A 25,449-nucleotide genomic window follows, 5' to 3' on the forward strand; every position below is an offset into this window, starting at 1 on the left:
TCTCTTCTCCTAACTTAGACCACATAGATGATTGTTTCATTTTCAGTGGCTGTCTTCATCTCATCTTTTGCTACAATTTCAATATAATCCTTGGAATTAGTAACGACGATTGGTGTGATAGTATCATAGCCAGCTGCTTTAATTTTTTCGAAATCGGCGTTTAATAAAAGCTGACCCGTTTCAATACGCTCCCCATTCTCAACAAAGCTTTCAAAATATTTTCCTTCTAATTCCACCGTATCAATACCAACATGAATCAATAACTCAATACCTGAATCACTTACTAGCCCAATCGCATGTTTGGTCGGAAAAACGGCAGCAACTGTCCCGCTAAATGGCGCAACTATTTGATTGGACGTCGGAAGAATAGCGATTCCTTCTCCCATCATTTTGCTAGAAAACGCCGAATCATTAACTTTTTCTAGAGGAACAACCGCTCCTTTAACAGGGGTAACTATTTTTTTCGGGTTATGACTGCCACCTTCAATAGAAGAAGGCACAACTGCTGATTCAACCACGTCCACCTCTTCGTCGATTCCAAATACCAGCGTTAAAACGAAGGTAATAATAATTGAAGCAATCGCCACAATCACCGCATTAATGATATTGCCATTACCTACTCCGCCAATAAATTGAGGAAGCGCAACAAGTGAAGGCACCGCAAACGCATAAGATTCAAGCCCCGTGAAGCCCATATAAATACCACAAAGACCACCAGCAATCATCGCTGCATAAAGAGGTTTTTTATATTTTAACGTCACACCATATAACGCAGGCTCCGTCACACCAGCTAACAAGGCTGAGATTCCAGCCGCCATAGCGACCGTTTTCGTATTGTTATCTTTGGCTTTAAAGGCAACTGCTAAAGACGCTGAGCCTTGTGCCAAGTTAGCGGCTAACATCGCTGGCAAAATTAAAACGTCTGGATTTTGAACAGAGGCAATTAAGAAAATTGGCGCAAATGCCCAGTGCATCCCGGTCATAACGATTAGCGGCATCAATGCGCCCATAATTCCTAATGCTAAGAAACCAGCTTTCCCTTGAATCCATAAGATGACCGTTGACAACAGCTCCCCAGCATATGTCCCTAGAGGTCCCACCACGACTAACGCTAAAATACCTGAAATAACAATTACTAATAATGGTTTTAGAAAACTTTTCAAAACAGTTGGAATGATTTTATCAAAAAATCCTTCGATATATTGCATCAACCAAACCATCATAAGGATTGGAATCACCGATGAACTGTAAGTAGCCAGAGTAATCGGCAAGCCGAAAATGCTGACTGCATCACCCGTTGTAACCATCGCAATAAAGTTAGGATGTAACATAATCCCACCGATAGTCACGGCTAACATCGGCGTTACACCAAATTTTTGGGCTGCTGTATACGCGAGCATTACTGGCATAAAATAAAACGGTGCATCACCGAAAAAAGCCAGCACTTGATAGCTCTGTGACGTCTCACTTAGCCAACCTAATAAAGGCAATAAAATTAAGATAACCTTGATCATACCCCCGCCAATAAGAGCCGGAATTAACGGCGACATGCAGCCAGAAATTACATCTACAAAGGCATCAAAAACGTTCTTTTTTTCTTTCGCTTCTGATACTGATTGAGTCGTAAAGTTTCCAAGTTTACTCAGTTCTTTGTAGTAGTTAGCCACATCATTGCCCATGATAATTTGATATTGACCCCCTTTTTTCATGACACCCATGACCCCTGGAATTTTTTTGATTTGTTCATCATTTACTACGGTTTCATTTTTTAAGACAAAACGTAAACGAGTCATACAATGCGTGACCGATTGAATATTTTCTTTATCCCCAACATGTTGTAAAATCTCTTTTGCTGATTCTGAATAATTCATTTTTTCTCCTCCTAATAAAAAACGACCCAAAACAAGCTGATTACTCAGCGTTGTCTTAGGTCATGCTCCGTTTGGATAACAATCCTATTTTCATTATAAATTTTTTGTGATTCGTCGAATATGTACCGTAAGATAGAGAATTTCTGTGCAGCTCAACTCATACTCGTGTTGCACCTTAACGAACTCCTTAATCTTCAGGGCACATTGATACTCCTTTTGATACTTTTTCTTCATCATTTCTAGTAACTCGGCATCCGTATCTTCGTAGTGATCGCCTAACAATAACCGTTGCGCGAAAAACTTTACATGGGTAATGAAACGATAGTAATCTAACGAACTCTCATCAAATTCCGTTCGATAAAACTCTTTGACAATCTGCTCCACTTGTTTGGTAATTTCAGCAATCCCATACGCCAGCCCATCGCCTTGCGACATTTCTGCATTCACAAAATGGGTTGCAATAAAGGCCGCTTCATCGATTTCAAGACTCACCTTCAGCTCATTTCGAATCAACTCTATCGCTTTTTCACCAATCACATATTCATCAGGATAGAACCTCGCAATGTCCCATCTCAAAGGATTTTTCAAAATAATTCCTTCTTCATACCGCTCAATCGTTGAATGAATATGATCTGTTAAATTCACATAAATAATTTCATTCAGCTGTTTGCCTAGCTTGATTTTACCAAAGTTAATGATTTTTTCGGCAACCAAAATTTGCTCCATAGGGACCGCAATCATCAGCTCCGTAAATTTACTTTGAGCCGCCTTGTCATGTAAGATAAAGGTTTTTTCGATACTTTCTATTTCAACACGATCACCTTTTTTCTTACCAAAAGCAATCCCCTTACCCATTAATAAGACATCTAACCCCTTACTGTTACTAGATATTACTGTATTATTGTTTAGCACTCGTTTTATGATCATAATTACCCTCTCGCTAACCATTGCAATAAAAAAGCCCACTTACCTGCACTTCATTCCTGTGCAACGTAAATAGGTCCTGCTCACATCTCTGTGATAACATCCACTCTTCAACATTTGAATCTCTTATACATTAAGGTTCGTCCTGCTTACCCGAAGTAATAACATCTAACCTTAAACCAAATCTTATCATTATCTGAAACCGATGTCAATCCGCTTTTTTGATTCCAGGTTATCAAAGCGTTTTATTTTAGGCTGTCACTGCGACTAGGGGTGATCGCTAGTTTATATTTTTTTAACACAAAAACAGAAACTACTGTAAAAAAAAACAGCCCAGACTGTGATTTTCTTTAACAGCTGGCTGTTCTTCTTTTAGATACTTATTGTTGAACATCTGACCTTCTCTCTCAATACTCCACCCTATCCAAAAATAGCGCATGCGCGGGCACGGTCTCGCCTGCATCTTTTCTGACCTTGGATTCTAGCACTTCATCAATCACTGAGACGTCCAGTTTTCCCAAACCGATTTCTATCAATGTGCCCGTTAAAATACGCACCATTTTATGCAAGAAGCCATTACCTTCAAACACAAAATGCAGCTGGTCACCTTCTTCTTGAATCGTCAGTTGACGAATGGTCCGTGTCGTTGATTTTTTCGTTTTTTTCAAAGCAGAAAAGCCGATAAAATCATGTGTCCCTATCAATTTTTCGCAAGCTTGCTTCATTTTTTCTCTATCCAATGGTTGGGCAACATGAAAGCTGTAGTTTCTGTTCAAAGCAGAAGGGACCTCATGATTCCACACATAATAACTATATTGTTTTCCTTGCGCGTTATAACGCGCATGGAATCTGTCAGCCACCTCTTCAACTTCTTTTACGACAATATCACGTGGCAAATAACGATTAAAAAAGGTGCGCATGGCTTCAACAGAGAGTTCTGTCTCTGTCTTAAAATTCGCCACTTGGCCTCTCGCATGCGTTCCTGCATCCGTTCGACCTGACCCGATAATTTCAATCGTTTCTCCTGTCATCTGCGCAATTACGCTCTCTATTTTTCCTTGAATCGTTTTATCAGAATCACCTAGTCGTTGCCACCCTAAGTAACGTTTCCCATCGTACTCAATCGTTAATTTGATATTTCGCATGTGATTATTCCTCCATTTGTCTCATTCAGCGAGTGATGTTCTTTTCTTTTAAGCACTTTATTTTCTAAAACGTATCCCATACGGCGAATCAATGATTTCATAGTCTTGTTTTTCCATCATTTTTGTATAGTGATCGACTCTTTCTTTGCAGAAGTTTAATAAGGCATGATAATCCTCTTTTCTCCGACAGTAAATATCACAGCCTCGATCATCATAGACATCAATCAGAATATCCTTATCTGGATTCAACAAAACCACAGTATTACTTATTTTTGAAATTGTTTGATTATACGGCCGAAAATCTTGATATACAGAAGAAATAACCAATTTGTACAACTCACTTGGATGATTGATGGAACAGCGAACCGTTCTTAACATAGTCTCTTCCTGATCTTCTGCTGTACAAAAAACAAAATGATCCTTAACAATTTGTGATTGTCGAATGAATCTCCTTAATTGTTTTGGGTTATAGACATATTCAAAAAGAAGCACCTCTGAGGCATCTTTAAAAATAAAATCAATCATTGTTTTGACAAATTCGCTGGTTTTTTTTAAGACTTCTCTAGTAATTTTATCCCCATCTTTTAGATAAAAATAAGAAAGGTTCATTCGCATATGGTAAGCACGTGTCCCATCAAACGTTAGAAATTTCTCCGGTTCATAGGCAAACTCACAGATATACGCTTTTTGTAGCTGTTCGGTCAGCTGTTGTATTAATTGTTGTGTCATTTACTTCCTCCTGTTGTATTTCTATCTCATGATAGCACATTCTCTGGCGGTTCTACCGAATTTGTTCAAAAAAATATCTTTCAAAAGGTTAGCGCAAACACCACCCTTTGAAAGATATACGTTAGTCATACTTTATTTTGCAAGAACACGGTTTTTGGCTTGTTTCTTTAATTGAACATAAACCAAGTTTAAAACAAAACCAATCGCAGCAATCCCAATGGCTACATAAAAAGCATTGGTAAAGTCTCCTTCCTTTGAAGCCGCCATACTAACTGCTACTCGAGGTCCGAAGAAAGCCGCCGCAGAGTAACCACAGAAAACAATTCCGTAGTTCACACCTTGATTTTTAGGACCATAATTTTCCATAACAATCGGTGGAAAGACACCCATCACACCACCAAAACAGAGACCTAAAATGATAATTCCTAAGGCAAAACCGATTTGTGAAGAAAGGGTCACCAGTAATAAAAAGGCTACAATTACTACACCAAAAATAATACTTAAGGCATTGTTTCGACCAATTTTATCTGAGATAGTTCCCCAAATAACTCTTCCCATACAGTTACTTAACGAGTACAAGCTGACGTAAAAGGCTGCCGTGGTTGCAGAAATACCAAACATGCCTTGACCAATTACTGAGGCATTTGACGCAATCATCAATCCTGAGAAAGCGCCTGTAAACATCATGAAAAAGATTACGTAAAATTGTGGCGTCTGAAGCATTTTTATCCAATTTTTATTTTCCATTCCTCCACCAGTCTTAGGTGTTGGCGGTGTCCAGCCCTCTGGTTGATAATTGGCTGGAGCAGATTTGATAAAGAAGCTAGCCACAGAAATAACAAACATGTAGGCAATTCCTAGAACACGAAACGCATGCAGTGCATCTTGCGCTTCTATCAGTAGGTTAACGATAGGCGCTGCAATAATCGCCGCACCTCCCATACCTGCTGTGATGATCCCAGAAGCCAACCCTCGTTTATCAGGGAACAAACGAATGGTATTACTTAAACATCCTGAGTAGGCTAACCCTTGACCGACTCCCCCGATTATGCCATAAGTTAAATACAGCATTTCCGGACTATTCGCTAATCCTGATAAGAAAAAGCCTAAGCCAAACAATAAACCACCCACTGCAATCGAGGCTTTTGCCCAGCCTTTATCCGTTAAAAAGCCTCCCAAAATCATGGGAATCGGACCGACAGCTGAATTAATCGTAAATGCTAGCATAATTTCTGCCATGCTCCAGCCTTTTAAGGCACTTAGAGGTCCTGCGAAAACACTAAACGCATAGATGGCTCCGGTACATAATAAAACAGTTGTCGATGCTACTAATATAAGCCATCTGTTAATTGATTTATTCATTTTTCCCCTCCTATTAAAATTTTATGCTCGCGTCATTTCTTCGACTGCCGTTTGTCCGGCAATTCGACCAAATGTGAAGATATCCGTCAAGGAATTTCCACCTAAGCGGTTACCAGCATGAATCCCGCCGGCTACTTCGCCCGCTGCGTATAATCCATCGATTACTTGACCTGCTTCATTTAAAACATGGGTCTTCGTATCAATCTTCAAGCCACCCATCGTATGGTGAACAGCTGGTTTTCTTGGTGTCGCATAAAATGGTGCTTGCTCTACTTTCAAATCAAACACGTCTTTACCAAATTCTGAATCTTCACCAATTTCAACCGCATGATTATAATTTTTAATCGTTTCAACAAAAACGACTGGGTCCATGCCCAATTTCTCTGCTAATTCTTCTAGCGTATTCGCACGATGCAACGTTCCTGCCACCACTTGTTTTTCAATCTTCTCTTGACTGGTATTGTAGGCCGTCTCTTTAATTTTTTCATCTGCAATTAAGTAGAAGAGTCCACCATTATCAATCGCGGCCTGCGTTAACGTATCACGACTGCCATACTCATTCACAAAACGTTTCCCTTGTTTGTTGACCATCACAAAGTTTTGAGGTGGCACTTGTAGTCCACTGAATAAAGCGCCTGTTTCTGGATCAGAGACGGGCATCATTTGTGAGAAGCCCATTCCGACTAAATCAGCGCCAACACTTTGGCCTAATAAAATACCATCCCCTGTAATTGCTGGTGAATTAGAGGTTTTAATCTCATCTTCAATCTCTGACCAATACGTATTGTATTGTTTTAACATTTTTGTATTTGCGCCATATCCACCCGAAGCGAGCACGACTGCTTGCGCATGTATAGTGATTGCTTGGCCATTCATCCCTTCACCAATCACGCCACAAACTTTCCCATTTTCTACTAATAACTCTTTCACAGGTGTGTCTGTGATGATTGTTCCACCATGCTCTTCAACAAACGTAGTTAACGCAGAAACGTACGCATACCCTTCGTTTTTCAATGGTTTGTGACCTCGACGCCATAACGCACCCACTGGCATAGTGACATCTTTTCTATCAAATTCCACACCAATTTCTTCTAACCATTCAACTGATTCTAACGAACGATCCGTTAAAATTTTTACCAAATCATATTGCCCGTAAATTGGCTGACCATTCAAATCTTTTCGTTTCCCACCTAGATAAGTTTGCATCCGGTAGAACAATTTTGAATCAAACAACTGACCTTCTTGTCCTGAATTCGTGTTTAAATAGGCTTGAATTTCTTTTTGTAGGTCTCTGAAATCTTGACGATACTCTGAATCAATTTGATTCTCATCCATTTCAAGCATTTCTTTTAAGGTATGACTTTCACCAGGAATGGCCGCAAATTCTTTTTGCCATTGAGGATCTGCCGCATTCATCGGTCCTCCTGTACGAACTGTATTGCCTCCGACTGCCGGGAATTTCTCAACGACAATCACGTTTTTACCTTCTTGTAAGACCTTCGAAGCAGCCGTCAAACCAGCCCCACCTGCACCCACAACAACAACATCTGTCGTGTATTCTTCATCTTCTTTGCGTAATGCGCTCGCTGGTTTTGGCCGTTTTCTAAGTACATCAGGATTGGCACCTGCCAACTTAACTGCTTTGGCTACTCCGTCGATAACCCCGTTACTTGTAACAGAAGCCCCTGATAAAACATCAATATTTAAGGTTTGGCCTTCAATAATTTGTTTTGGAATCCGAGTAAATACGACATCTGCAATCCCTTCAGATTCACCAGACGTATCGATATCAATTTTTTCAATTCGCTCTTCTGAAAGAGTCACAACCATTGGCAAATCACCATTGTGTCCTGGTGCAGTAACAGTAAATGCTCCTGGTTCAAACACGACTTCTTCTGGTTCATTCAACAAGTTAGCAACCTCTGTAAAACGTAAGAAACGCCAGAAACAGCTTTCTAGAAAATCAATCGTTCGTTCTTCTTTCAACTGACCATTTTCGTCAAACGCTTGATTTGCTCTTCCTAATAAAAATTCTGAGCCTGGCATCACTGTTGCGTTAACCCCAGGTGCATCTAAAACTTGACGTAAATGAAGCTGTGCACGAGACGATCCCTGCACATCATAAGAGGCGCCGACAATCATTACAGGTTTACCATCAAATGGATGCAGATTAAACGATAACCACTCTAAGATACTTTTTAGAGCGGAAGGAATCGAATGATTATGCTCAGGTGTTGCAATAATCACTCCGTCTGCCTCTAATATTTTTTGATTAAACAGTTGAATAATCGGGCTATCTGATTGATCCTCTGACTCATTGAACATAGGCACGTCTGTTAGCTCTAAAATTTCAATCTCCGCTTTTGCTTCAAAATGTTTTTGCATAAAAGCCAATAGCATCCGGTTATATGATTTTTTTGCGTTCGTTCCAACTATTCCGACAAATTTCATTCGTTGTTTCCTCCATTCACTGTTTCCCAAGAAAACTGTTTATTTTGTTCAGTCTTAAAGCGATGATCTTTTACTAATTGATTTGTGATTTCAACAAATAATAAAAATTCATCAAAACATTCTTCTAACTCTTTCACTTTCTCTGGATAAACTAATTGTCCTGCTTCATCAAAAGCCTCTAAAGAACGACCTAATAAAAACTCTGCACTAGGCATAATACGTGCTTTTAACTCTGGTGCATCCAGAATTTGACGCAAATGGGCTTGTGCTCTAGATGACCCTAGAGAACCGTGTGAAGCCCCCACAATCATGACTGGTTTATCAATTAAGGGGCGAGTCGTATAAGATAGCCACTCAATCAGACTTTTTAACGCTGCTGGAATGGCATGGTCATACTCAGGCGTGCTGATAATCACACCATCAGCGGCTACGATTTTATCTGACAAGTCTTGAATTTTTTCTGGTGTTGTTTTGTCCTCAGGTTCATTAAAGGCCGGCAGCTCTTTTATTTCACAGATTTCGATCTCGGCCTGTTGACTAAAATGTTTTTTAACAAATTGTAGTAGCTGACGATTGGTTGAGCGATTCGCGTTTGTTCCGACAATTCCAACTAATTTCATATAAAACTCTCCTTTTTTTGTGATTTATTGAACAATAAGGAAGAAAAAAATAAACTTTCAATTCCTTAAAAATACAGGTAAAATAAATGTAACTATTCACTTGTTTAGTCATAGTTTAAGACAGAAAGTTTAGATTGTGAAATATTTATTTAATTATCAAACGATAACTATTTTGTTATAGCCAAATTAAACAGAGGAACTGGAGGTATTTCCTGTGGGACAAACGGACTCTCTCACCATGCTTCAATTTATAGAAATGCTCGTAAAACATGGCAATTATACAAAAGCAGCAAAAAGTCTTTATATTTCTCAGCCGTACCTCACCCAAGTCATTAAGAAAAAGGAAAAAGAACTCGGCGTTGAAATCATTGATCGGCAAACGACACCTCTTCAACTGACGGAAGCTGGCAGAATCTATTATCACTACTTAAACCGCTTGCTTAACGAACAGAATCGCTTCAAAAAGAAGCTAGACACCTACACTTCACCAGAAAAAACCATTCTAAAGGTGGGCGTTCTTTCTAGTTTAGGGACGTATTTGTTGCCTTTATTTTTACCAGAATTTTTGAGTCAGCATCCTCAGGTGAAGGTGGAATTAGTCGAAGATGTCCCGCATAAAAATGAGATAAGAACGATTAATAGTCAACTCGACTTTTTTATTGGTCAAAACCCTGAGACCCTTTCTCCGCAGCTAACTGCCCATGAGCGTGGCCCACACGGCTATTATGCGATTATTCCTGAGTCGTCCAAGCTCTATCAAAAAGGGGTTCGTTTTGTCAATAATTCGACGATTTCTCTGGAAGATCTTCTTAATGAAAAACTTATTCTAACAATCCATGGTTCGGCTATCCGACACCAAATTGATTATTTGATTCAGAAATTTTCTATTCAACCTGAAGTTGTGCTTGAAAGTAATAATATTTTTACAATTGCCAAACTCGCACAAGAAAACCTTGGCGTAACCTTTCTTCCTGAAAGTGTTCAAGTACATGAAACAGGCGGAAACTATAATATTTGTCGTCTTTCTCAAGAGGATGTCTCGCTCAATTATTTTATCGCACATCTCAATAATCGTGCGCTAAGTGAGACTGAACAGGCCTTTATGAACGGTTTTTTAACAAATATACAAAAAAGACTAGATGAAAAAAACGAGGAAATCACCGATTAATTAGGCGGTGATTCCTCGTTTTTTTATTCCCTAGTTTTGACTGCCGTTTCTTTTTTGTCTGCCCTTTATTCCTTTACTTTACTTGGCCTTCAATCATCGCAGTCATGCCTCTACTAAAGGCAATCTCTCCTTCAACGGTCATCACGATTCCCTCAATTTCAGACGTCTGATTGATTTCATTTAAAGCCTCTTTGGCCGTTTTTCCAAATAACCGTGTCGTCCAAATCTCACCAGTTAAGGATTTTTCTGAGACAATCGTCAAACTAGCCAAATCCGTTTGTAAAGGATACCCTGTCTGACTATCAAAAATATGATGATATTTTTTCCCTTGCCACTCCATCTGTCTCTCATAAACTCCTGATGTTACCACTGACTGATTTGCGGTTTTGAGAACCGTCACATAATTTCCTCGAGGCAAAAAGGGGTTTTGAATCCCTACGCGCCATTTCCCATCCGAGTGATTTGGGGCCGGTCCAAAAGTCAGAACATTCCCCCCTAAATCAATCAACGCAGACTTTGCTTTCATTTGACGGCAATAAGCAATTATTTTATCTGCAAAATAGCCCTTTGCTAGTCCACCTAAGTCAATAGACATCCCTTTTTCACGCAAAAATATCGTCTGATTTATCTGATCAAATTCGATTTTTTCAGGATCAATTCGCTTCAACAATGAATGAATTTTCTCTTCATCCGGCAACTTTGCATCGCTAAATCCGACGCGCCATTCCTGCACTAATGGACCAATAGCAACATTTAAAAAGCTTGTCGGAATTTTACTTTGTTCAGCCCCAATAAAAGCTAACTCAAATAACTCCATGTCGACTTTTACCGGCTGAATCCCCGCTTGGTGTGCAACCGACATTAGTTCCGAATCCGGATTATTAGCACTGAACCTTTTTTCATAATCAATCAAGCGTTCTTCGGATTCATCCAATAGTAATTCTGGCGTTTCGTGCTCTATCTGCAGTTGAATCACTGTCCCCATCAACTGTAATACCCGCTTAGCAATCTTCATTTATCCAACTTCCTTTTTTGTACTAACGCTAGTATAGCACGGTAACTCTTGTCACGGGTTTGTTGAATGACTCGTTTGTTTTTATTCAAAATTACTGTTGCAAATGAGTACTCCGTTACAAATTCCCCACTAATATTCGTTTATATTTTTACTGTTAAAAAGAGGGTGGGATAAACCTGTTCACCTCCGAAAACCGAGTTGCTTTCGTCCCAACCTCAATCTCAAACGTTTATTCTTTTTCTACTAATAATCCTAACTAAGCTCACTCTTTAACCGAAGAAAGGCTCGATACTCATCCCAAATGTTATTAACATAGGTTTTTTCTAATCGATAGCTTGGAAACTGTGTACTATTCGTCAAAATGCGATAACTCGCTTGTTTTGGTTGGAGTTCACCTTGTACAATTGCCAAACCTGAGAGGGTTCCCTTGTTTAACATTTCTAGCGTTTCATCATAAGAAAGATGATACAAAGAAACCATATAAGGCGCTTTGAAGCTAGTCCTAAATTGCTCATTGGTCTTGCCGTTTAACTCAATACAGTGAATGGTCTGACCAAATGTTTCTGAAAGGTACGCTTCAAAATTATCGAGTGCAATTGGCTGTTGCAACCAAGCTTGATAGTCTTGATTATCGACAAATAGTTCTTGTTTTGCAAAATTTACGGTTGTATTGATTAAGGCACTCGTCCTTTGTTGAACACCCTCAGCATCTACTGTAAACGTCAACTTTCCGACATAATGTCCTCTATAACCTGGCTGAACAAAGACCGTCTCATTTAATTTCCCTTGATTCACTCGGTGCTGATGCCCACAAATCACCCCATCTATCTCAGGGATTTCTTGAATCAACCGATACGTCTGATCTTCTCCCGTATCATACTGTGTAGGATTGCCCGTCTTCATATCTCGCTCAATGCCACCATGATAACTGACAATAATGATATCTGCGTACTCTTTGACTTTCGGCAACCACTTTTTGACAGTCGAGACAACATCCAGAAACTTGACTGATTTAATTTTTTCGTAGTTGGTCAGTTGGGACATGTAACTCGTCACGACGCCAATGACACCAACCTTCACTCCGTAACGCTCAATAATCGTATACGGCTCAAATAGTAATTGGTCTTGATTATCTACCAAGTTGGCGCACAAGTAGGCCCCTTTAAAGGCCTCTGCTTGTTTCTTCAAAAACTCAATTCCGTAATCAAATTCATGATTTCCTGGAACCATCACATCAATTCCTAGCTGGTTGGCGATTGTCATAAGCGGAGATACATCAAGTGTTGCGTTATAAAAAGTCGCTTCTGGGCTGCCAACCAAATAATCCCCATTATCAATAAGAATCGGCTTCTTTTCATTCTCAAAAACAGATGCAAGGCAGTTTAGCCCGCCTACGCCTTCATTTGTTGCTGAGTAAAATCCATGGATATCGCTTGTTCCTAATACAACAATTTCTGTCATTTTCTACTCTCCAATTATTGTAATTTTTTACGTAAATACCCTGTAAATGTATCAATAACAAAGACCGTCACAATAATCCCTAATAAAATGATACCGACTTTATCCCAAGCTCTCGACTGAATCGCAAAAATCATCGGTGCGCCAATCCCACCTGCTCCAACTAAACCAAGAGTCGCCGCACTTCTTACCGCAATCTCAAAGTGATTTAATGAAAACGAAATGAACGTCGGCATCAATTGAGGAATCCGTGCATAAAAAAGTGTTTGCCAGAAGTTAGCACCCACAGATTCCATTGACTCAACTGGACCTTCATCCATCGCTTCAATCTCTTCTGTGTATAACTTGCCTAACATCCCAATCTGATGGACACCAATTGCCAAAACCCCAGCAAAAGGACCTGGACCAACCATTTTAACAAAGATAATCGCATAAACTAACTCAGGAAAGGCGCGTAAAATATTACAAAAGAATTTGCCCACTCGTGAAACAATTCGATTAGATTTCCACAACGTATGCGCACTGATAAACGCTAAAGGTAATGCCAAAATTGTGGCAATAATGGTTCCTAAAAGTGCAATACAAATCGTTAAAAAGAGCAACCCAACCAAATCTTCTCCACTGCCATCATAAACATAGGACCAATCTGGTTTAAATAAACCCGCAAAAACAGCTTGTACATTCGTAAACGTAATTTTACTGACCTCAGAATAGTCAATTCCTAGAGCTGAATACATGACGATAAAGAGAACAATCAGAACTGGCAGGATTTTTTTCAATTTTCTTGTATTCATCGCTTAGACCAACCTCTTTCTTATTTGTTCACTCACCGCATCTATCACAATTACGACCACTAAAATAGTGAAAATAATGATAGAGACACGATCATACCTCAACAAGCTTAATGAGGATTGTAAAATAACACCAATCCCACCAGCACCAACATATCCTAAGATTGTTGAAGCACGGATATTCACTTCAAAAGCGTACAATGCATAGCTAACAACTTGATGAGAAATTTGTGGCCCAATTGACCAAAAAGCAATTTGTATTTTATTGGCCCCTACAGACTCTGCTGCTTCTATCGGGCCCAAATCGATCGTCTCAATCGCTTCAAAAATCAACTGAGAAACCATTCCAAAAGTAAAGACTGCAATCGTCAAGACTCCGGTGAACTCACCGATTCCAACCATCGCCACAAAAAGAGCCGCTAATAAAAGATTGGGAATCGTCCGAACAACCCCCATTAAAAAACGAATGATTGTTGTGAGCCAGGGATTTCTAGTAACAAGCGTGGTTCCCAAAAAAGCAAAAGGAATCGCTACTAAAACACCAATTGTCGTCCCAACGACAGACATCTTGATTGTCTTCATCATCGGTGCCATCAGTTTAGGTAAATAGGCCCAATCCGGCGATAAGAAACGCTTCAAAAATAATGCCATTTGATCAAGGTTATTAAAAACATCTGAAGCAACTGCTCCCGTGACTTGAACACTAGTTATCACACAAACTATCACCAAAAAAATTAAAAATAAATGCTTATATAAATTGTGATGAACCGTATCTTTTATCTTCATTGGCCTTCACCAAGGTCCTCTTTTAAAATATCCGCTCCATATATTTCTGTCAGCACTTCATTAGTCGCTTCATTAGGAGTGCCATCAAACACTACTTCTCCTTGTCGAAGCCCAATGATTCTTGTTGAGAATTCTCGTGCAAGATCCACAGAATGCAAGTTCACAATGACAGTCCGGTTTAACTCACGATTAATTTTTTGTAAGTCCTTCATAATCATCTGTGTAGTGATTGGGTCCAGTGAAGCAACCGGCTCATCTGCCAAAATAATCGAGGCTTGTTGAACTAAAGTTCTCGCAATAGACACTCGTTGTTGTTGTCCGCCACTCAATTCATCGCTTCGAGATTGAAGCTTATCAGATAAACCAACTCTTTTCAGCGCATCATTGACCAACTCGTAGTCTTCTTTGGAAAATAGCCCAAAAATACTTTTAAGTGTGGAGTAAAAACCTAGACGTCCCGAAATAACGTTTTTTTGTACTGTACTTTTTTTGACCAAATTAAAGCTTTGAAAAATCATCCCAATATTGCGGCGAATTTGGCGAAGCTCTTTCTTTTTAGCTGCTGTAATTGAGGTTCCATCAATTTTGATTTCTCCTTCAGAGACTTCATTTAAACGATTGATTGAACGTAACAACGTACTTTTTCCAGCTCCACTCAAACCAATTATAGAAACAAATTCTCCGTCTTCTATAGTCAAATTAATCTGGTTCAATCCTTTAGTACCATTAGGATAAATTTTGGTGACATTTGTAAATTCTATCATGTGAGCTCCTTTATTTTCTGTTTTATTTATGTTAGGTGTGACTGATACTCTCAACGTTTGATTGATTAATGACTTATCCATCAAAACATTCCGTCAACAAACCCACTCTGACTTCTTAGACCATACTTTGAAGAGATTGCAGTATCAGCTAAAATAACCGATACCACAATCTCCTAGCTACTACTTGTTTTATTGTTCTGCTACTTTGTTCGTATATTTATCTACCGTATCATAGTTTTTATCATCGGCTTCCACATACCCTTTGTGTCCCCAAATAGCCATTGTTTCCGCGCCTTTTTCATCTTTTGGCATTGCTAAGAAAGCTTCTTTGACTTTTTCCTTTAACTTGTCATCCATTTTAGGTTGAACAGCAATCGCATCATTTGGAATATCGCCTTCTGTTAGATATAAAACTTTCAAATCTTTAAATAAATCATTATCAGCAAAGCTTGAAGCAAAAACATTTCTAGCTCCTTCAAAAACAAAACAAGCATCTTGTTGTTTATTTAGGACTGCTGTGATTTCACTTGGAATATCGTTTACAGTCGTTAAAGTCAAATCAGTCATTGGATCGATCCCTAAGTCCATCATTTCGGCGATTGGGTAAATATAACCACTAGCTGAGGTTGGGCTTAGTGTCGCAATCTTTTTCCCTTTCAAGTCAGCTAATGAATCAATTCCGCTGTCTGTACGGACCAAAACTTCTCCTTTAAATGAACCAGATAATTTACCTTCTTCTGGCAAACCTGTTTCACGATTATATGCGCCTAATTCTGAAGAAAGAATAGCTGTTGCAGCCTCTTGATTACGCGCTTGAACGTATGCTGCTGGTGGCATAATGCCGATATCTACTTTTCCTGAAGCCATTGCTTCGACAATCGTTGAATAGTCTGTTGCTAATGTCACATTCACTTTTCGGCCTAATTTATCACTTAGATATTCTGCAAAAGGTTTTGCCTTTGCTTCCATTGATCCATCGTTATTCGTTGGAACAAATTGCAGTTCTAATGTTTTTTCTGCATCTGCTGCCTTGTCTTTTGAAGACCCACAACCAGCGATTAATCCTAAAGACAGTCCAATCATTGATACTAAAGCAATTTTCTTAAACCCGATTTTCATCTCAACTACCCCTTTAAAGTCGTTTTTAGTCGTTAATGAACAACTTAGCCTAGTTTGCATTTTTGAAATCTCTATCATTTAAGCGTTCGACAAACAAATCATTCGTGTTTTTTCACTAACATCTTTATTCTATTTGTATATTCGCAATAAAACAAGATATTTTTTGTTAAAATTGACTCATTTAAAAAAGAAAGCGTTACATACACGAACGTTGCCTCGCAGCCCCATTGATAATACAATACTTTTTTGCCGATTAAGATTCTTTCTTTAGTCTGCTATCTGTTAATGTATCCCAAACAAAAAAGCCAGAAGATATCTCTGACTTAATTGTTTGTATTTCATCTATACGATTCAACCACTCTATTTTCATTCGATTGTTCTTAAAGTCTTTCTATTCCTGATTTAGACACGACTGCTCGTTACTCAGGTAAGTCGGTCATAAAGCGTTCATTACCTTGAAAAACAACTAGCTGTTTCACCTCATTTTCCTTAAGTAACGCCGTCATTTCCGAGAAGCCTAATTGATAGTCTTGCGCTACATGGGCATCTGATCCTAATGTAAATAACTTACCACCTAGACTTCTGTACAGCGGCACAGCATATCGATATAATTCGGCATTATGATAGTTCACAAAACTTTTCGCATTTAACTCAAATCCCATCTCACGAGTAATTGCTTTTTTGAAAATTTTGATCAACAAAGGCTCAAAATTCTCCTCCAATTCTTTCGCTGATAATTCCAACTGTCTTAAGCCATACTCAAAATGTGCCAGAATGTTCCCTTCTGGAAATGACTCAAGTACACGATCCATCTGTTGGAAATACTCTGTTGCCACATCAAGCTTCAGCTTCGTTTTCACAATCGGATCCATAAAATCGATTTTACCATTTTGATGGATACTCAAAATTTTGACATCGTACGTTCTTTGGCTCAAAAAGTCGATGATTGTTTCCTCTTGTCCTGGAACTACGCCTATTTCGATTCCTTTTAGCAAACGCGTTTTATATTTTGATTCTAACTCAGCTAACTTCTCACAATAAATGTCATAATCCGGAACATCGTCATTAAAATCGGTATAAGGATTTTTCAAATCAAAATGATCGGTAGACACAAATATCTCTACTCCCTTATCTAAATAATTTTCAAATGTTTCCGTAGAATCAAATGATAAATAGGTGTGCAGATGTTGATCATAATACTTCATGATTTTCCCTCCAGAGGTCAAGTAAATAAAATTTTTCTCACAACTCAACGATAGCATAAATTCTTCTAGGGTTCACGAAATAAAACAAAAAAACAGCTTGCGGCTTCTTCTAAAATAACGGAAGAGAGTAGCTGTTTTTCTTGTTCGATGTTATCCCAATATTTTTGACACTTGTTGTTTATTGGGTTAGCTTTTATTTTTTCTCTGCTGCGTCCGTCTCTTTTTCAAATGTCAAGCTATCTTCTAAAAACTTAAAGTCCTCAGGATAGGCTTTTTTTATTTCAGAGAAACTATCTTTTTTATTAAGTTTAATGGAATCCGAACTTCCTGTATACATATCTAACCACACACCGGTCCCATCCGAAAAGATAAAATAGCGCTGAAGAGTCAAAGAAATATAGCTTGAATTTTCTTCATATTGAACAACATAACCCGTCTGAATATCGTCAATCATTTCTTGTGGGTAAGCTTTTGTGAAGGCCTTTTTATTATCTGCTTTATTCATATAATTTTTCAAGCTTTCAATTAAATTACCCGACATTCCTATATTTACAGAACGAAGAAAACTTCGACCTTCATAAAAGGATAACGAAGCAATCCTTAGTGTATTGGGATACTCTTTATTCGTTGGCAAAACAGACAGCTCATCTTTTTTCTGTTCAATATCAACATCACCCGTAATCTTTATACGATATCCTTTATTAAAATGAATCACTTTCTCATCAACTGTAGCAACTAACGGATTACTTAAATCTATTGCCTTCAATCGTTCAAGTCCGACGTCTTTTAATGGGTAAATATCCACATACTCAGTTTTAATCCCCTTGTAATTAGAATTATTTTGCCCCTTTGAATAGCCCTGCCAAACAAGAGTCAAGACCACGATAGCCACAAAACAACCAACTGCTCGAAAGCTAATTTTATGTTTAGCTGATTGCTTTTCTTTCACAGATTTCTTTTTTTTAGTATTAGAAAAAGAAGCTTTTGTTTTTTGTTGCTTTTTGGGCTGAGCCTTCGAATTTCCTACTTGCTTAGAGATTTCACTTGTTTCTACTTTCTTTTTTAGAAATAACGCATCATAGTCATCATAAAATTGTTTCTTCTTCCCCATTACTTTTCTCCAATAATTTTTTTCGTTAAGGCGATTTCTTCTGAATCTTCTTGAACAATTGCTTCATAGTCGTCTGTGATACTTGCTGAAATCACTCGAATAGTATGGACCATCGATTTCACCGACTCTTCAATCTCAGGAGTTGACAGACCTGATTCACGTATTTTACGTACTCGTTTTGAAGCATCAACAACCCCAGGCAATTTTATATAAAGAAACTCGTTCAACTGATTCAATTTCTTAGGATTTTCCATCAGCTCTTGAAAAATTTCTTTTGCAGATTTTATACCCGATTCTTGTGCCTCTACTATATTTAGGTCCTTAATGCCTATATTCGTCTTTTCCCAACTTAAAATAAGAGATTTAACTTCTCCAAGAGTCTCCCTCAACAAGTTCAACTCCGAATCCGTTAAGCCCTTTTCTTTTTGATACATTCGAATATTTGTATTATGTACCTTGTTCTCCTTCAACCGATTCTTTATTATACTGATTCCACTTGTAAGTAATATTCCACCTATCACAATGATTTCTATCATAAGTGCCCCACTTCCTTTTACTTCTCAAACAAGATTATACCATGAAGACAAAGTAGAAAACATCACAAAAAAACTCCGTGCTTATTGTTATAGTACTCTAAATATTTTCTTACCTAGTCCAGTACAGCACCCACGTAATTCAAAAAATGGTACGTTGGATACAATTGTATGGGGATCATACTCTATTCATTTTTGACCGTCAACTGTTTCACAGCTTCTGCCTATCTTTGAAATACGCCATAATATCCAGTAAGCTGTCGAACTTTTTCATCGGATAGTCAGATTGTTTCTGACGAGCTGTGAGCGTTTGTTGAATTTTATGTTTGCCTTCAAAATTAGGTAAATCAGTAAGGTCATCTTCTACTAAAAAGGCTGGAATTCCTGCATGGAAAGCCGCTCCAATCCCTGAAAACGAATCTTCTATGACAATCGCAGACTCTGGTGTTACCCCTAACTTTTCACAAGCTATTAAAAATATTTCTGGGTCTGGTTTCCCCTTTAAAACTTCATCCCCAGCAACAATCACATCAAAAACTGCAGGCATTTTCTCAAGTTCAAGATACCATAAGATAGTCTCTCTCTTTGTAGAAGAAGCTAGTCCAATTAAATAGTTTTCTTTTTTTAAATATGCTAATAACTTTAACAACCCTTTTTTCTTATACACGCGTTGCTCCTTCAATAATATTCGATTCTTTTCTTGATTCATAAAATCTCGCCAGGTATCTGTTGGTAAATTTTCGCCATAAAGCTTTTTCAATTCTTCTCTTATACCTCGCTCATTTCTTCCTGTTAGGTGATAATAGACAGCAGGGTTTAATTCTATATCGAATTTTTGAGCAGTTTTATAGTATGCTCGATAGGCTAGTCTTCCCGTATCAAACATTAATCTATCCATATCGAAAATTACTAAGGTCACATCTAACCTACTCCTTTGTGATAATAGAGTTAAATAAGACTAACTATGGTAGCCAGCCTCATTTAACTCTTTCAGTCTATTGATTTAATTTTTTCATTAGTCTCTCTAATTTTTTGTCTGCTTTTTCCCCACCATCATCCATTACATCAGATTCAGACAGAATAAAGGAGCCACCTACTGCAACAATATTGTCATACTCTAAATATTCCATAAAATTAGCTTCATCAATGCCACCTGTTGGCAAAAACTTAATATCGCTAAACGGACCACTCAGTGCTTTAATGGCATTTAGACCTCCATAAATATTTGCTGGGAAAAATTTCACTGTTTTAATCCCGTATTCAAAAGCTTTTTGAATGTCGCCAGGTGTTGCGGTTCCAGGGAAAATCAATAACTCATTGGTCAAACAATAATCAATAACTGTTGGCGAGATGGCTGGTGAGACGATAAATTGGGCGCCACTCTCAACTGCTTGTTTCGCTTCTTCCACCGTTCTTACTGTTCCCGCACCAACAATCAATTGCCCTGATTTGGCTAACTGCTTTATTGCTGCACAAGCTAAATCACTTCTAAAGGTTACTTCAATAAATCGAACATCATGTCTAATCAATAGTTCTTCTACTTTATCTAGATATGCTAAGTTAGTTACTGTATATAAGGGTAACAATTTAGTGTCCAGTAATTTTTGATAAATTTCTTTATTCGTCATTTAACAATCCTGCTTTCTAAACTATCACTTCTCTGCTTGTTTACTTTTGGTCACCGCTTCGTGTAATCCTTGTAAATAGCTAATTCCAATCGCTCGGTCATATAATCCATATCCTGGCATGGCGACTTCTCCCCAAATGGTGCGACCATGGTCTGGTCGAATCACGCCATCGTAGCCTACATCAACCAAAGCCTTCATAATTCCATACATATCAAGAGATCCTTCAGAGCTTAAATGTGCCGATTCTTTAAATTTTCTGTCATCCATAAATAAAACATTTCGGAAGTGAACAAAATTGATTCGATCGCTAATTGTATGAATAATTTCAACCATATCATTCGTAGGATCTGCACCTAAGGAACCCGTGCATAAGGTTACCCCATTATAGGGTGAATCGACTATGCTAAGAATTTTTTTCAAGTCTGATAAATTCTTAGTTATTCTTGGAAAGCCAAAAATTTCCCAAGGTGGATCATCCGGATGAATCGCCATTCTTACATCCATTTCTTCACATACTGGAATAATTCTCCGTAAAAAATATGCTAAATTATCAAATAATTTTTCTTCAGTCACTCCATCGTACAGTTCAACTAATTGATTAAATTTGTTGAGCCGTTCTTCTTCCCATCCTGGAAGTCTAAATCCTTTAGATTGACTATGAATTAGCGTATACATCTCACTTGGTTCCATATCATCTACCACTGACTGATCATAAACTAAAGAAAAACTACCATCAGAGTTTTCATAAAAAAGATTGGTTTTAGCCCAACCGAAGATAGGTTTGAAACTATAGCAAATCATGTGTACATCACAAGTAGCTAAATTTTTAATTGTTTGGATATAATTATCAATATATTTATCTCTATCCTCTGCACCTGATTTGATTGAATCGTGAACAGCGACACTCTCAATACCTAAAAGGGAAAGATTTTCTTTTTCTATTGATTTTTTTAATCTATCTATTTCGCTGATTTCCCAGATATCTCCTGGCAACTTGTTGAGAAGTGTTCCGACTATCCCATGCATTCCTGGTATTTGACGAACATTTTTTAAAGGTATTGAATCTGATTCTCCGTACCATCTAAATCCCCATTTCATTATAAAATCTCCTTTCTTTTAAAAATCATCTTCATCCATTTCCTCTTTTGATTGCATCGCACTGTCCCATTTATCTAGGCTATTTTCCCCTTGTATAATAACCAATTCGGCAATTTCTGATAAAGGGGTCTCTAGTATTTGATGGTTAATTGTTTCTAGCAGCATCGCTAAATTTACACCACCTATCACACAAACTGATTCTTGTATTGTCTCTTCTAATTGATTAATTGCGAGAACTGATTGATTGTACGGACTCGCACCCACTAAATCTACTAATACAATCACTCCGCCCCCTTGATTCACTTCGATAATAGCCTCTTTAATTTTTTTACCAAGCTGTTGGATTTCATCGCCAGCATTTAAACTGACCGTTTGAATATTATGCGTAGCGCCCATGATTGTTTCAGCGGCATCTTTTAATCCATCACTCAACTTACCATGTGTGGCAATAACAATTCCTAACATAGTAAACCTCTTTTCTTCATTTTAATTTAATAACTCTAAGGCGATCTTTATGTTCGTCATATTTATCTTTTTTTGTTTGAGATTCTTTTTTGAAAGCAAAAAAATTGATTGATTATTTTCGATAATTTCTTGTGAGCTAAACAAATAATTAATTGACTTTGAACTATCGATTTGTTTCAAGTGATACTTTTCAATCACTGCTTTTTTAAAATCTTTTCCTAGTAGTGTGAGGGGCTCGTTTGATCCTATAGAATCCAAATAGAATATTTTAGCATTTTTCTTGCTAGCTACACGCATCACTTCAAGTCCCCGTTCGCCATAACATCCATCATCCAAAAAGGCAAACGCCACTCGCTTATCTTCTTTTTGTTCTTTAATCATATTTAATATAGTTAGCACCGAAGAAGAATTTCTAACCAATGTCTTTTGAAACAGATTCCCCTTAGTCACTTTCCCTAATAAGCAAAAATAGAGGGCATAAATAAACGCAACGCAGAGTGTCTGTACTGAAAAGATCGTTTCAAAATTTATGAAAAAGCCTAACATGCCCACCGTCCCTAAAAGGCCTAACACGATAAGCGCGAGGGAGTTAATCAATATAAACAGAGTCGTTTTTTTCTTTTGTACTTTTGCATCAAAAAAATGATAACTTCCCACATGATTTGGTGGTGTATCATAATAGGTACAAATAATCTTATCAGCATTAGTAATATTACCAACATATAAATTATGAGAAGCCGTGTTCTTTTTTCGGTCATATTCTATAACTTTGATATCTGTCCTCATTTGCATTATATCTGTGAGTAGAGACTTTAAGAATTTCTGTTTCGTTTTTTCCGTAATCCGAGTGGGATGTAGATACTGATATCTGAACACCCAATCAGCGAACATCGTTTTCTCTTCCATAGAACTCACCTCATAATTAGGGAAGAAAGAAGAGTAAAAGAAACAACTTTCTTCCCCTAAAACTTTACAAATCAAACTGCTTTAAAACATCTTTTAATGTGGACTTAGGTGCAGATGGCGTTGCTTGAAAATAGATATTTTCGACTCCGTAAGCTTCGTTCAGCTCTTTTAATCTCTGAGCGTCTTCTTTATTTAGATACACAGACTTCGTTACTAAAAGATCCTTCTCCGCATTCTTTTGAGCGATCCCCCCGATATTCAATTCTTTCATTGGGATACCATGTTTAACCAAATCATAAATCACACTAATTGTTTTCGAAATTAAGATACAGTTATAGTCCTTAAATTGATATTCATCCCAATAGAATTCCGCTTTTTCAGGGGTTACGACAATCGTCTTTTGCCCTGTTCGACTACCCGCATTTTTATATAAATCTCTCATAAATTTATCTTGTGCTACAACCTCATCAACCACGAAAATTGAGTTGACACCACTCTTTTGTGACAGTGTCATCATTACCTGTCCATGAATCAAACGCTCATCTACTCGTGCTAAGTTAACTAATCCCATAAATCACACCACTCCTTCTATAGTATTCCTATTCCTGCCAAAACAATTAACAACAACGTTAACCAAAGTAATGCTTGGGTTACTTTCAGACCTTTTTTTGTATAGAACCAATACACGCTCATAACGACAACTAAAGGCAACAAGCCGGGAATAATACTATCCAAAATATCTTGAATAACAAACTCCTTACCTGAAATATCAAATTTCAAAGTTGAAGCAACCTTCACATAATTACCTGCCAATATGCCCATCATAAAGAGCCCTAACACAGATAACGTTTCGATTGCTGTCTGAATACCTGCACTTTGCATTAAACCAGAAGCATTTCGGCCCATAGCAAATGATTGTCGTGCAAAAAACAGACCTAATATCACTTGATATAGCGCAAATGCGACAAAAGGAAACAAGGCTCCAAGCGCACTCCCTTGTTGTGCCCAAGGAATCGCAATCGCAATAAAAATATACTGAACTGTTCCTGAGTCTATCGCATCGCCTATTCCTGCTAATGCACCCATTAAACCAGCTTTAGTATTATACATTAAGTCATCCTGCATCAGAATTTCTGTTTGTTCATGTTCTTCTTGCGCTCTTTGTTGTTCCATGGACGACATAAGCCCAGTGATGACCCCACCACCCCAACTTAATTGCGTATTGAAGAAAAGCAATTGTCGCTTATAGGCTGCTTTTAGAGACTCTTCATCTTTATATAATTTCTTTAGAATCGGCATCATCGCATATAAGAGTGAAGGAGCTAAATAGCGTTCAAAAGAATGGGGAATTTCATTGGCAAAATGCCAACGCAAATATGCCTTTGTAACATCCTTAGTTGTAATTTCTTCTGGTGCGCCCGGACTCATCTTTTTTATCTCTGTCATTTTTTATCCTCCTATCAAACTAAAAGCCATCATCATAATCATCATTTTCAATTGAAACGTCTACTGCTTCTGTCGCTGCTACCACTTTTCCTTTTTGAGATTTAACAAAAATCAAGGCAATTAAAATACCAAATATTGCATAAGTAACCATAGTTATCTCTAGCGACTTGAATACGACACTCATGAAGTAGGCTAAGAAAAAGAAGACCATATAATCTTTTCTACCAATAACATACACTGTCGTTGCAATACCGATAGCTGCTAGCCCACCACCGACAACCTCTAAAATATGGATAACAACTGTCCCTTCCAAAGCTGTAATAACATCAGCGATTAAAGGCGCACCAAAGTAAAGAGCTACAAAAACCAATGGAACAAATAAAATAAATGAGGCAAACGTTGGGTACCAAATAATTGAACGCGTCATAGCCTTCGAATCTAACTTTTCAACAGCTTTATCTGTATATTTCCCTAAAAATGTATTAATAAAAAAGCGCACTTGATATAAATAACTACCTAAGAGCCCTACTGGTACAGCAATCGCTATCGCGGCCTCTGGTTTCAAGTTCCCTAGTAATGCCACAGGTACAGCAATCGCCGCTGCAATCGATGGTTCAGCAGGCATTGAGCCCCCTGGAGAAAAAACACCCATATAAATCATTTGTAAAGCGGCGGTTACAATCATAGCCTCCGCAACTTTTCCCATAACAATCCCGACAATTAAACCGGTCATCAATGGTGAAAAACGCAAAGTTAAGGTCGCTCCGCCTCCTAACCAACGAGACATAACTGCTGCTACCCATAACGCAATTAACAAACTCTGCATAATACTTAGTGTTTCCATAATTTCCCTC

25 protein-coding genes are annotated in these 25,449 nt (G+C 38.0%); 1 reads left to right on the forward strand and 24 read right to left on the reverse strand.

Annotated elements, in window-relative coordinates; all coding sequences use genetic code 11:
- Window positions 1-14: 14 nt before the first annotated feature.
- The 7 genes from IGI37_RS16810 to IGI37_RS16840 all read right to left on the reverse strand — a co-directional run bounded on the left by IGI37_RS16810 (window position 15) and on the right by IGI37_RS16840 (window position 9,102).
- Window positions 15-1,871: a beta-glucoside-specific PTS transporter subunit IIABC gene (locus tag IGI37_RS16810; RefSeq protein ID WP_438763224.1), complete on the reverse strand. Its 1,857-nt coding sequence runs from the start codon at window positions 1,869-1,871 to the stop codon at window positions 15-17.
- A 93-nt stretch (window positions 1,872-1,964) separates the two neighbouring features.
- Entirely contained in the window at window positions 1,965-2,798 is an 834-nt protein-coding gene (gene licT, locus IGI37_RS16815) for a BglG family transcription antiterminator LicT (protein ID WP_438763225.1), read from the reverse strand.
- Between the two features lie 404 nt (window positions 2,799-3,202).
- Window positions 3,203-3,940, reverse strand: coding sequence for a tRNA pseudouridine(38-40) synthase TruA (gene truA, locus IGI37_RS16820; RefSeq protein WP_438763227.1), 738 nt, complete (start codon window positions 3,938-3,940; stop codon window positions 3,203-3,205).
- 57 nt (window positions 3,941-3,997) lie between these two features.
- Window positions 3,998-4,669: a DUF3885 domain-containing protein gene (locus IGI37_RS16825; protein WP_438763228.1), complete on the reverse strand. Its 672-nt coding sequence runs from the start codon at window positions 4,667-4,669 to the stop codon at window positions 3,998-4,000.
- A gap of 132 nt (window positions 4,670-4,801) precedes the next feature.
- Entirely contained in the window at window positions 4,802-6,031 is a 1,230-nt protein-coding gene (locus tag IGI37_RS16830) for an L-lactate MFS transporter (protein ID WP_438763230.1), read from the reverse strand.
- 21 nt (window positions 6,032-6,052) lie between these two features.
- Window positions 6,053-8,482 (reverse strand): flavocytochrome c, encoded by a 2,430-nt coding sequence (locus tag IGI37_RS16835; protein WP_438763231.1) that lies wholly within the window; start codon window positions 8,480-8,482, stop codon window positions 6,053-6,055.
- Window positions 8,479-9,102, reverse strand: coding sequence for an NADPH-dependent FMN reductase (locus IGI37_RS16840; RefSeq protein ID WP_438763232.1), 624 nt, complete (start codon window positions 9,100-9,102; stop codon window positions 8,479-8,481). The genes IGI37_RS16835 and IGI37_RS16840 overlap by 4 nt, the downstream gene beginning before the upstream one ends.
- A 214-nt stretch (window positions 9,103-9,316) precedes the next feature.
- Between IGI37_RS16840 and IGI37_RS16845 the strand changes: the two genes are divergently transcribed.
- Window positions 9,317-10,270 carry a LysR substrate-binding domain-containing protein gene (locus IGI37_RS16845; RefSeq protein ID WP_438763233.1) on the forward strand — a complete coding sequence of 318 codons (954 nt, stop codon included), beginning with the start codon at window positions 9,317-9,319 and terminating at the stop codon, window positions 10,268-10,270.
- A gap of 73 nt (window positions 10,271-10,343) precedes the next feature.
- On the opposite strand, the gene IGI37_RS16850 is transcribed toward IGI37_RS16845, so the two are convergent.
- The 17 genes from IGI37_RS16850 to IGI37_RS16930 all read right to left on the reverse strand — a co-directional run bounded on the left by IGI37_RS16850 (window position 10,344) and on the right by IGI37_RS16930 (window position 25,439).
- Entirely contained in the window at window positions 10,344-11,285 is a 942-nt protein-coding gene (locus tag IGI37_RS16850) for an FAD:protein FMN transferase (protein ID WP_438763234.1), read from the reverse strand.
- Between the two features lie 252 nt (window positions 11,286-11,537).
- Window positions 11,538-12,746 (reverse strand): bifunctional metallophosphatase/5'-nucleotidase, encoded by a 1,209-nt coding sequence (locus IGI37_RS16855; RefSeq protein WP_438763235.1) that lies wholly within the window; start codon window positions 12,744-12,746, stop codon window positions 11,538-11,540.
- A 14-nt stretch (window positions 12,747-12,760) separates the two neighbouring features.
- Window positions 12,761-13,537: a phosphonate ABC transporter, permease protein PhnE gene (phnE, locus tag IGI37_RS16860; protein ID WP_438763236.1), complete on the reverse strand. Its 777-nt coding sequence runs from the start codon at window positions 13,535-13,537 to the stop codon at window positions 12,761-12,763.
- Window positions 13,538-13,540: 3 nt separating this feature from the next.
- Window positions 13,541-14,320 carry a phosphonate ABC transporter, permease protein PhnE gene (phnE, locus tag IGI37_RS16865; protein WP_438763237.1) on the reverse strand — a complete coding sequence of 260 codons (780 nt, stop codon included), beginning with the start codon at window positions 14,318-14,320 and terminating at the stop codon, window positions 13,541-13,543.
- On the reverse strand, window positions 14,317-15,084 hold the full coding sequence (gene phnC, locus IGI37_RS16870) for a phosphonate ABC transporter ATP-binding protein (protein ID WP_438763677.1): 768 nt from the start codon (window positions 15,082-15,084) through the stop codon (window positions 14,317-14,319). The genes phnE (IGI37_RS16865) and phnC overlap by 4 nt, the downstream gene beginning before the upstream one ends.
- 189 nt (window positions 15,085-15,273) lie before the next feature.
- Window positions 15,274-16,197: a phosphate/phosphite/phosphonate ABC transporter substrate-binding protein gene (locus IGI37_RS16875; RefSeq protein ID WP_438763678.1), complete on the reverse strand. Its 924-nt coding sequence runs from the start codon at window positions 16,195-16,197 to the stop codon at window positions 15,274-15,276.
- A gap of 425 nt (window positions 16,198-16,622) precedes the next feature.
- A complete protein-coding gene (locus IGI37_RS16880) occupies window positions 16,623-17,408 on the reverse strand; it encodes a PHP domain-containing protein (protein WP_438763238.1) in 786 nt (261 codons plus the stop codon).
- Between the two features lie 193 nt (window positions 17,409-17,601).
- Window positions 17,602-18,519, reverse strand: a complete 918-nt coding sequence (locus IGI37_RS16885) for a hypothetical protein (RefSeq protein ID WP_438763239.1) — start codon at window positions 18,517-18,519, stop codon at window positions 17,602-17,604.
- Window positions 18,519-19,055 (reverse strand): 5-bromo-4-chloroindolyl phosphate hydrolysis family protein, encoded by a 537-nt coding sequence (locus tag IGI37_RS16890; protein ID WP_438763240.1) that lies wholly within the window; start codon window positions 19,053-19,055, stop codon window positions 18,519-18,521. The genes IGI37_RS16885 and IGI37_RS16890 overlap by 1 nt, the downstream gene beginning before the upstream one ends.
- A 208-nt stretch (window positions 19,056-19,263) precedes the next feature.
- Window positions 19,264-19,971 (reverse strand): HAD family hydrolase, encoded by a 708-nt coding sequence (locus tag IGI37_RS16895; RefSeq protein ID WP_438763241.1) that lies wholly within the window; start codon window positions 19,969-19,971, stop codon window positions 19,264-19,266.
- Between the two features lie 76 nt (window positions 19,972-20,047).
- Complete coding sequence (locus IGI37_RS16900) at window positions 20,048-20,680, reverse strand: bifunctional 4-hydroxy-2-oxoglutarate aldolase/2-dehydro-3-deoxy-phosphogluconate aldolase (protein ID WP_438763242.1); 633 nt, start codon at window positions 20,678-20,680, stop codon at window positions 20,048-20,050.
- Between the two features lie 24 nt (window positions 20,681-20,704).
- On the reverse strand, window positions 20,705-21,778 hold the full coding sequence (uxuA, locus tag IGI37_RS16905; RefSeq protein WP_438763243.1) for a mannonate dehydratase: 1,074 nt from the start codon (window positions 21,776-21,778) through the stop codon (window positions 20,705-20,707).
- An 18-nt stretch (window positions 21,779-21,796) separates the two neighbouring features.
- Window positions 21,797-22,243: a PTS sugar transporter subunit IIA gene (locus tag IGI37_RS16910; protein WP_438763244.1), complete on the reverse strand. Its 447-nt coding sequence runs from the start codon at window positions 22,241-22,243 to the stop codon at window positions 21,797-21,799.
- Window positions 22,244-22,264: 21 nt separating this feature from the next.
- Window positions 22,265-23,149 (reverse strand): hypothetical protein, encoded by an 885-nt coding sequence (locus tag IGI37_RS16915; protein ID WP_438763245.1) that lies wholly within the window; start codon window positions 23,147-23,149, stop codon window positions 22,265-22,267.
- 64 nt (window positions 23,150-23,213) lie between these two features.
- Window positions 23,214-23,720: a PTS system mannose/fructose/N-acetylgalactosamine-transporter subunit IIB gene (locus tag IGI37_RS16920; RefSeq protein WP_438763246.1), complete on the reverse strand. Its 507-nt coding sequence runs from the start codon at window positions 23,718-23,720 to the stop codon at window positions 23,214-23,216.
- A 17-nt stretch (window positions 23,721-23,737) separates the two neighbouring features.
- Entirely contained in the window at window positions 23,738-24,595 is an 858-nt protein-coding gene (locus tag IGI37_RS16925; protein WP_438763247.1) for a PTS system mannose/fructose/sorbose family transporter subunit IID, read from the reverse strand.
- Between the two features lie 19 nt (window positions 24,596-24,614).
- The gene (locus IGI37_RS16930) at window positions 24,615-25,439 is read right to left on the reverse strand and encodes a PTS mannose/fructose/sorbose/N-acetylgalactosamine transporter subunit IIC (RefSeq protein ID WP_438763248.1); all 825 of its coding nucleotides are present in this window, start codon (window positions 25,437-25,439) and stop codon (window positions 24,615-24,617) included.
- Window positions 25,440-25,449: the final 10 nt, after the last annotated feature.

It is taken from the genome of Enterococcus sp. AZ194 (assembly GCF_051713825.1).
Lineage (GTDB): Bacteria > Bacillota > Bacilli > Lactobacillales > Enterococcaceae > Enterococcus_K.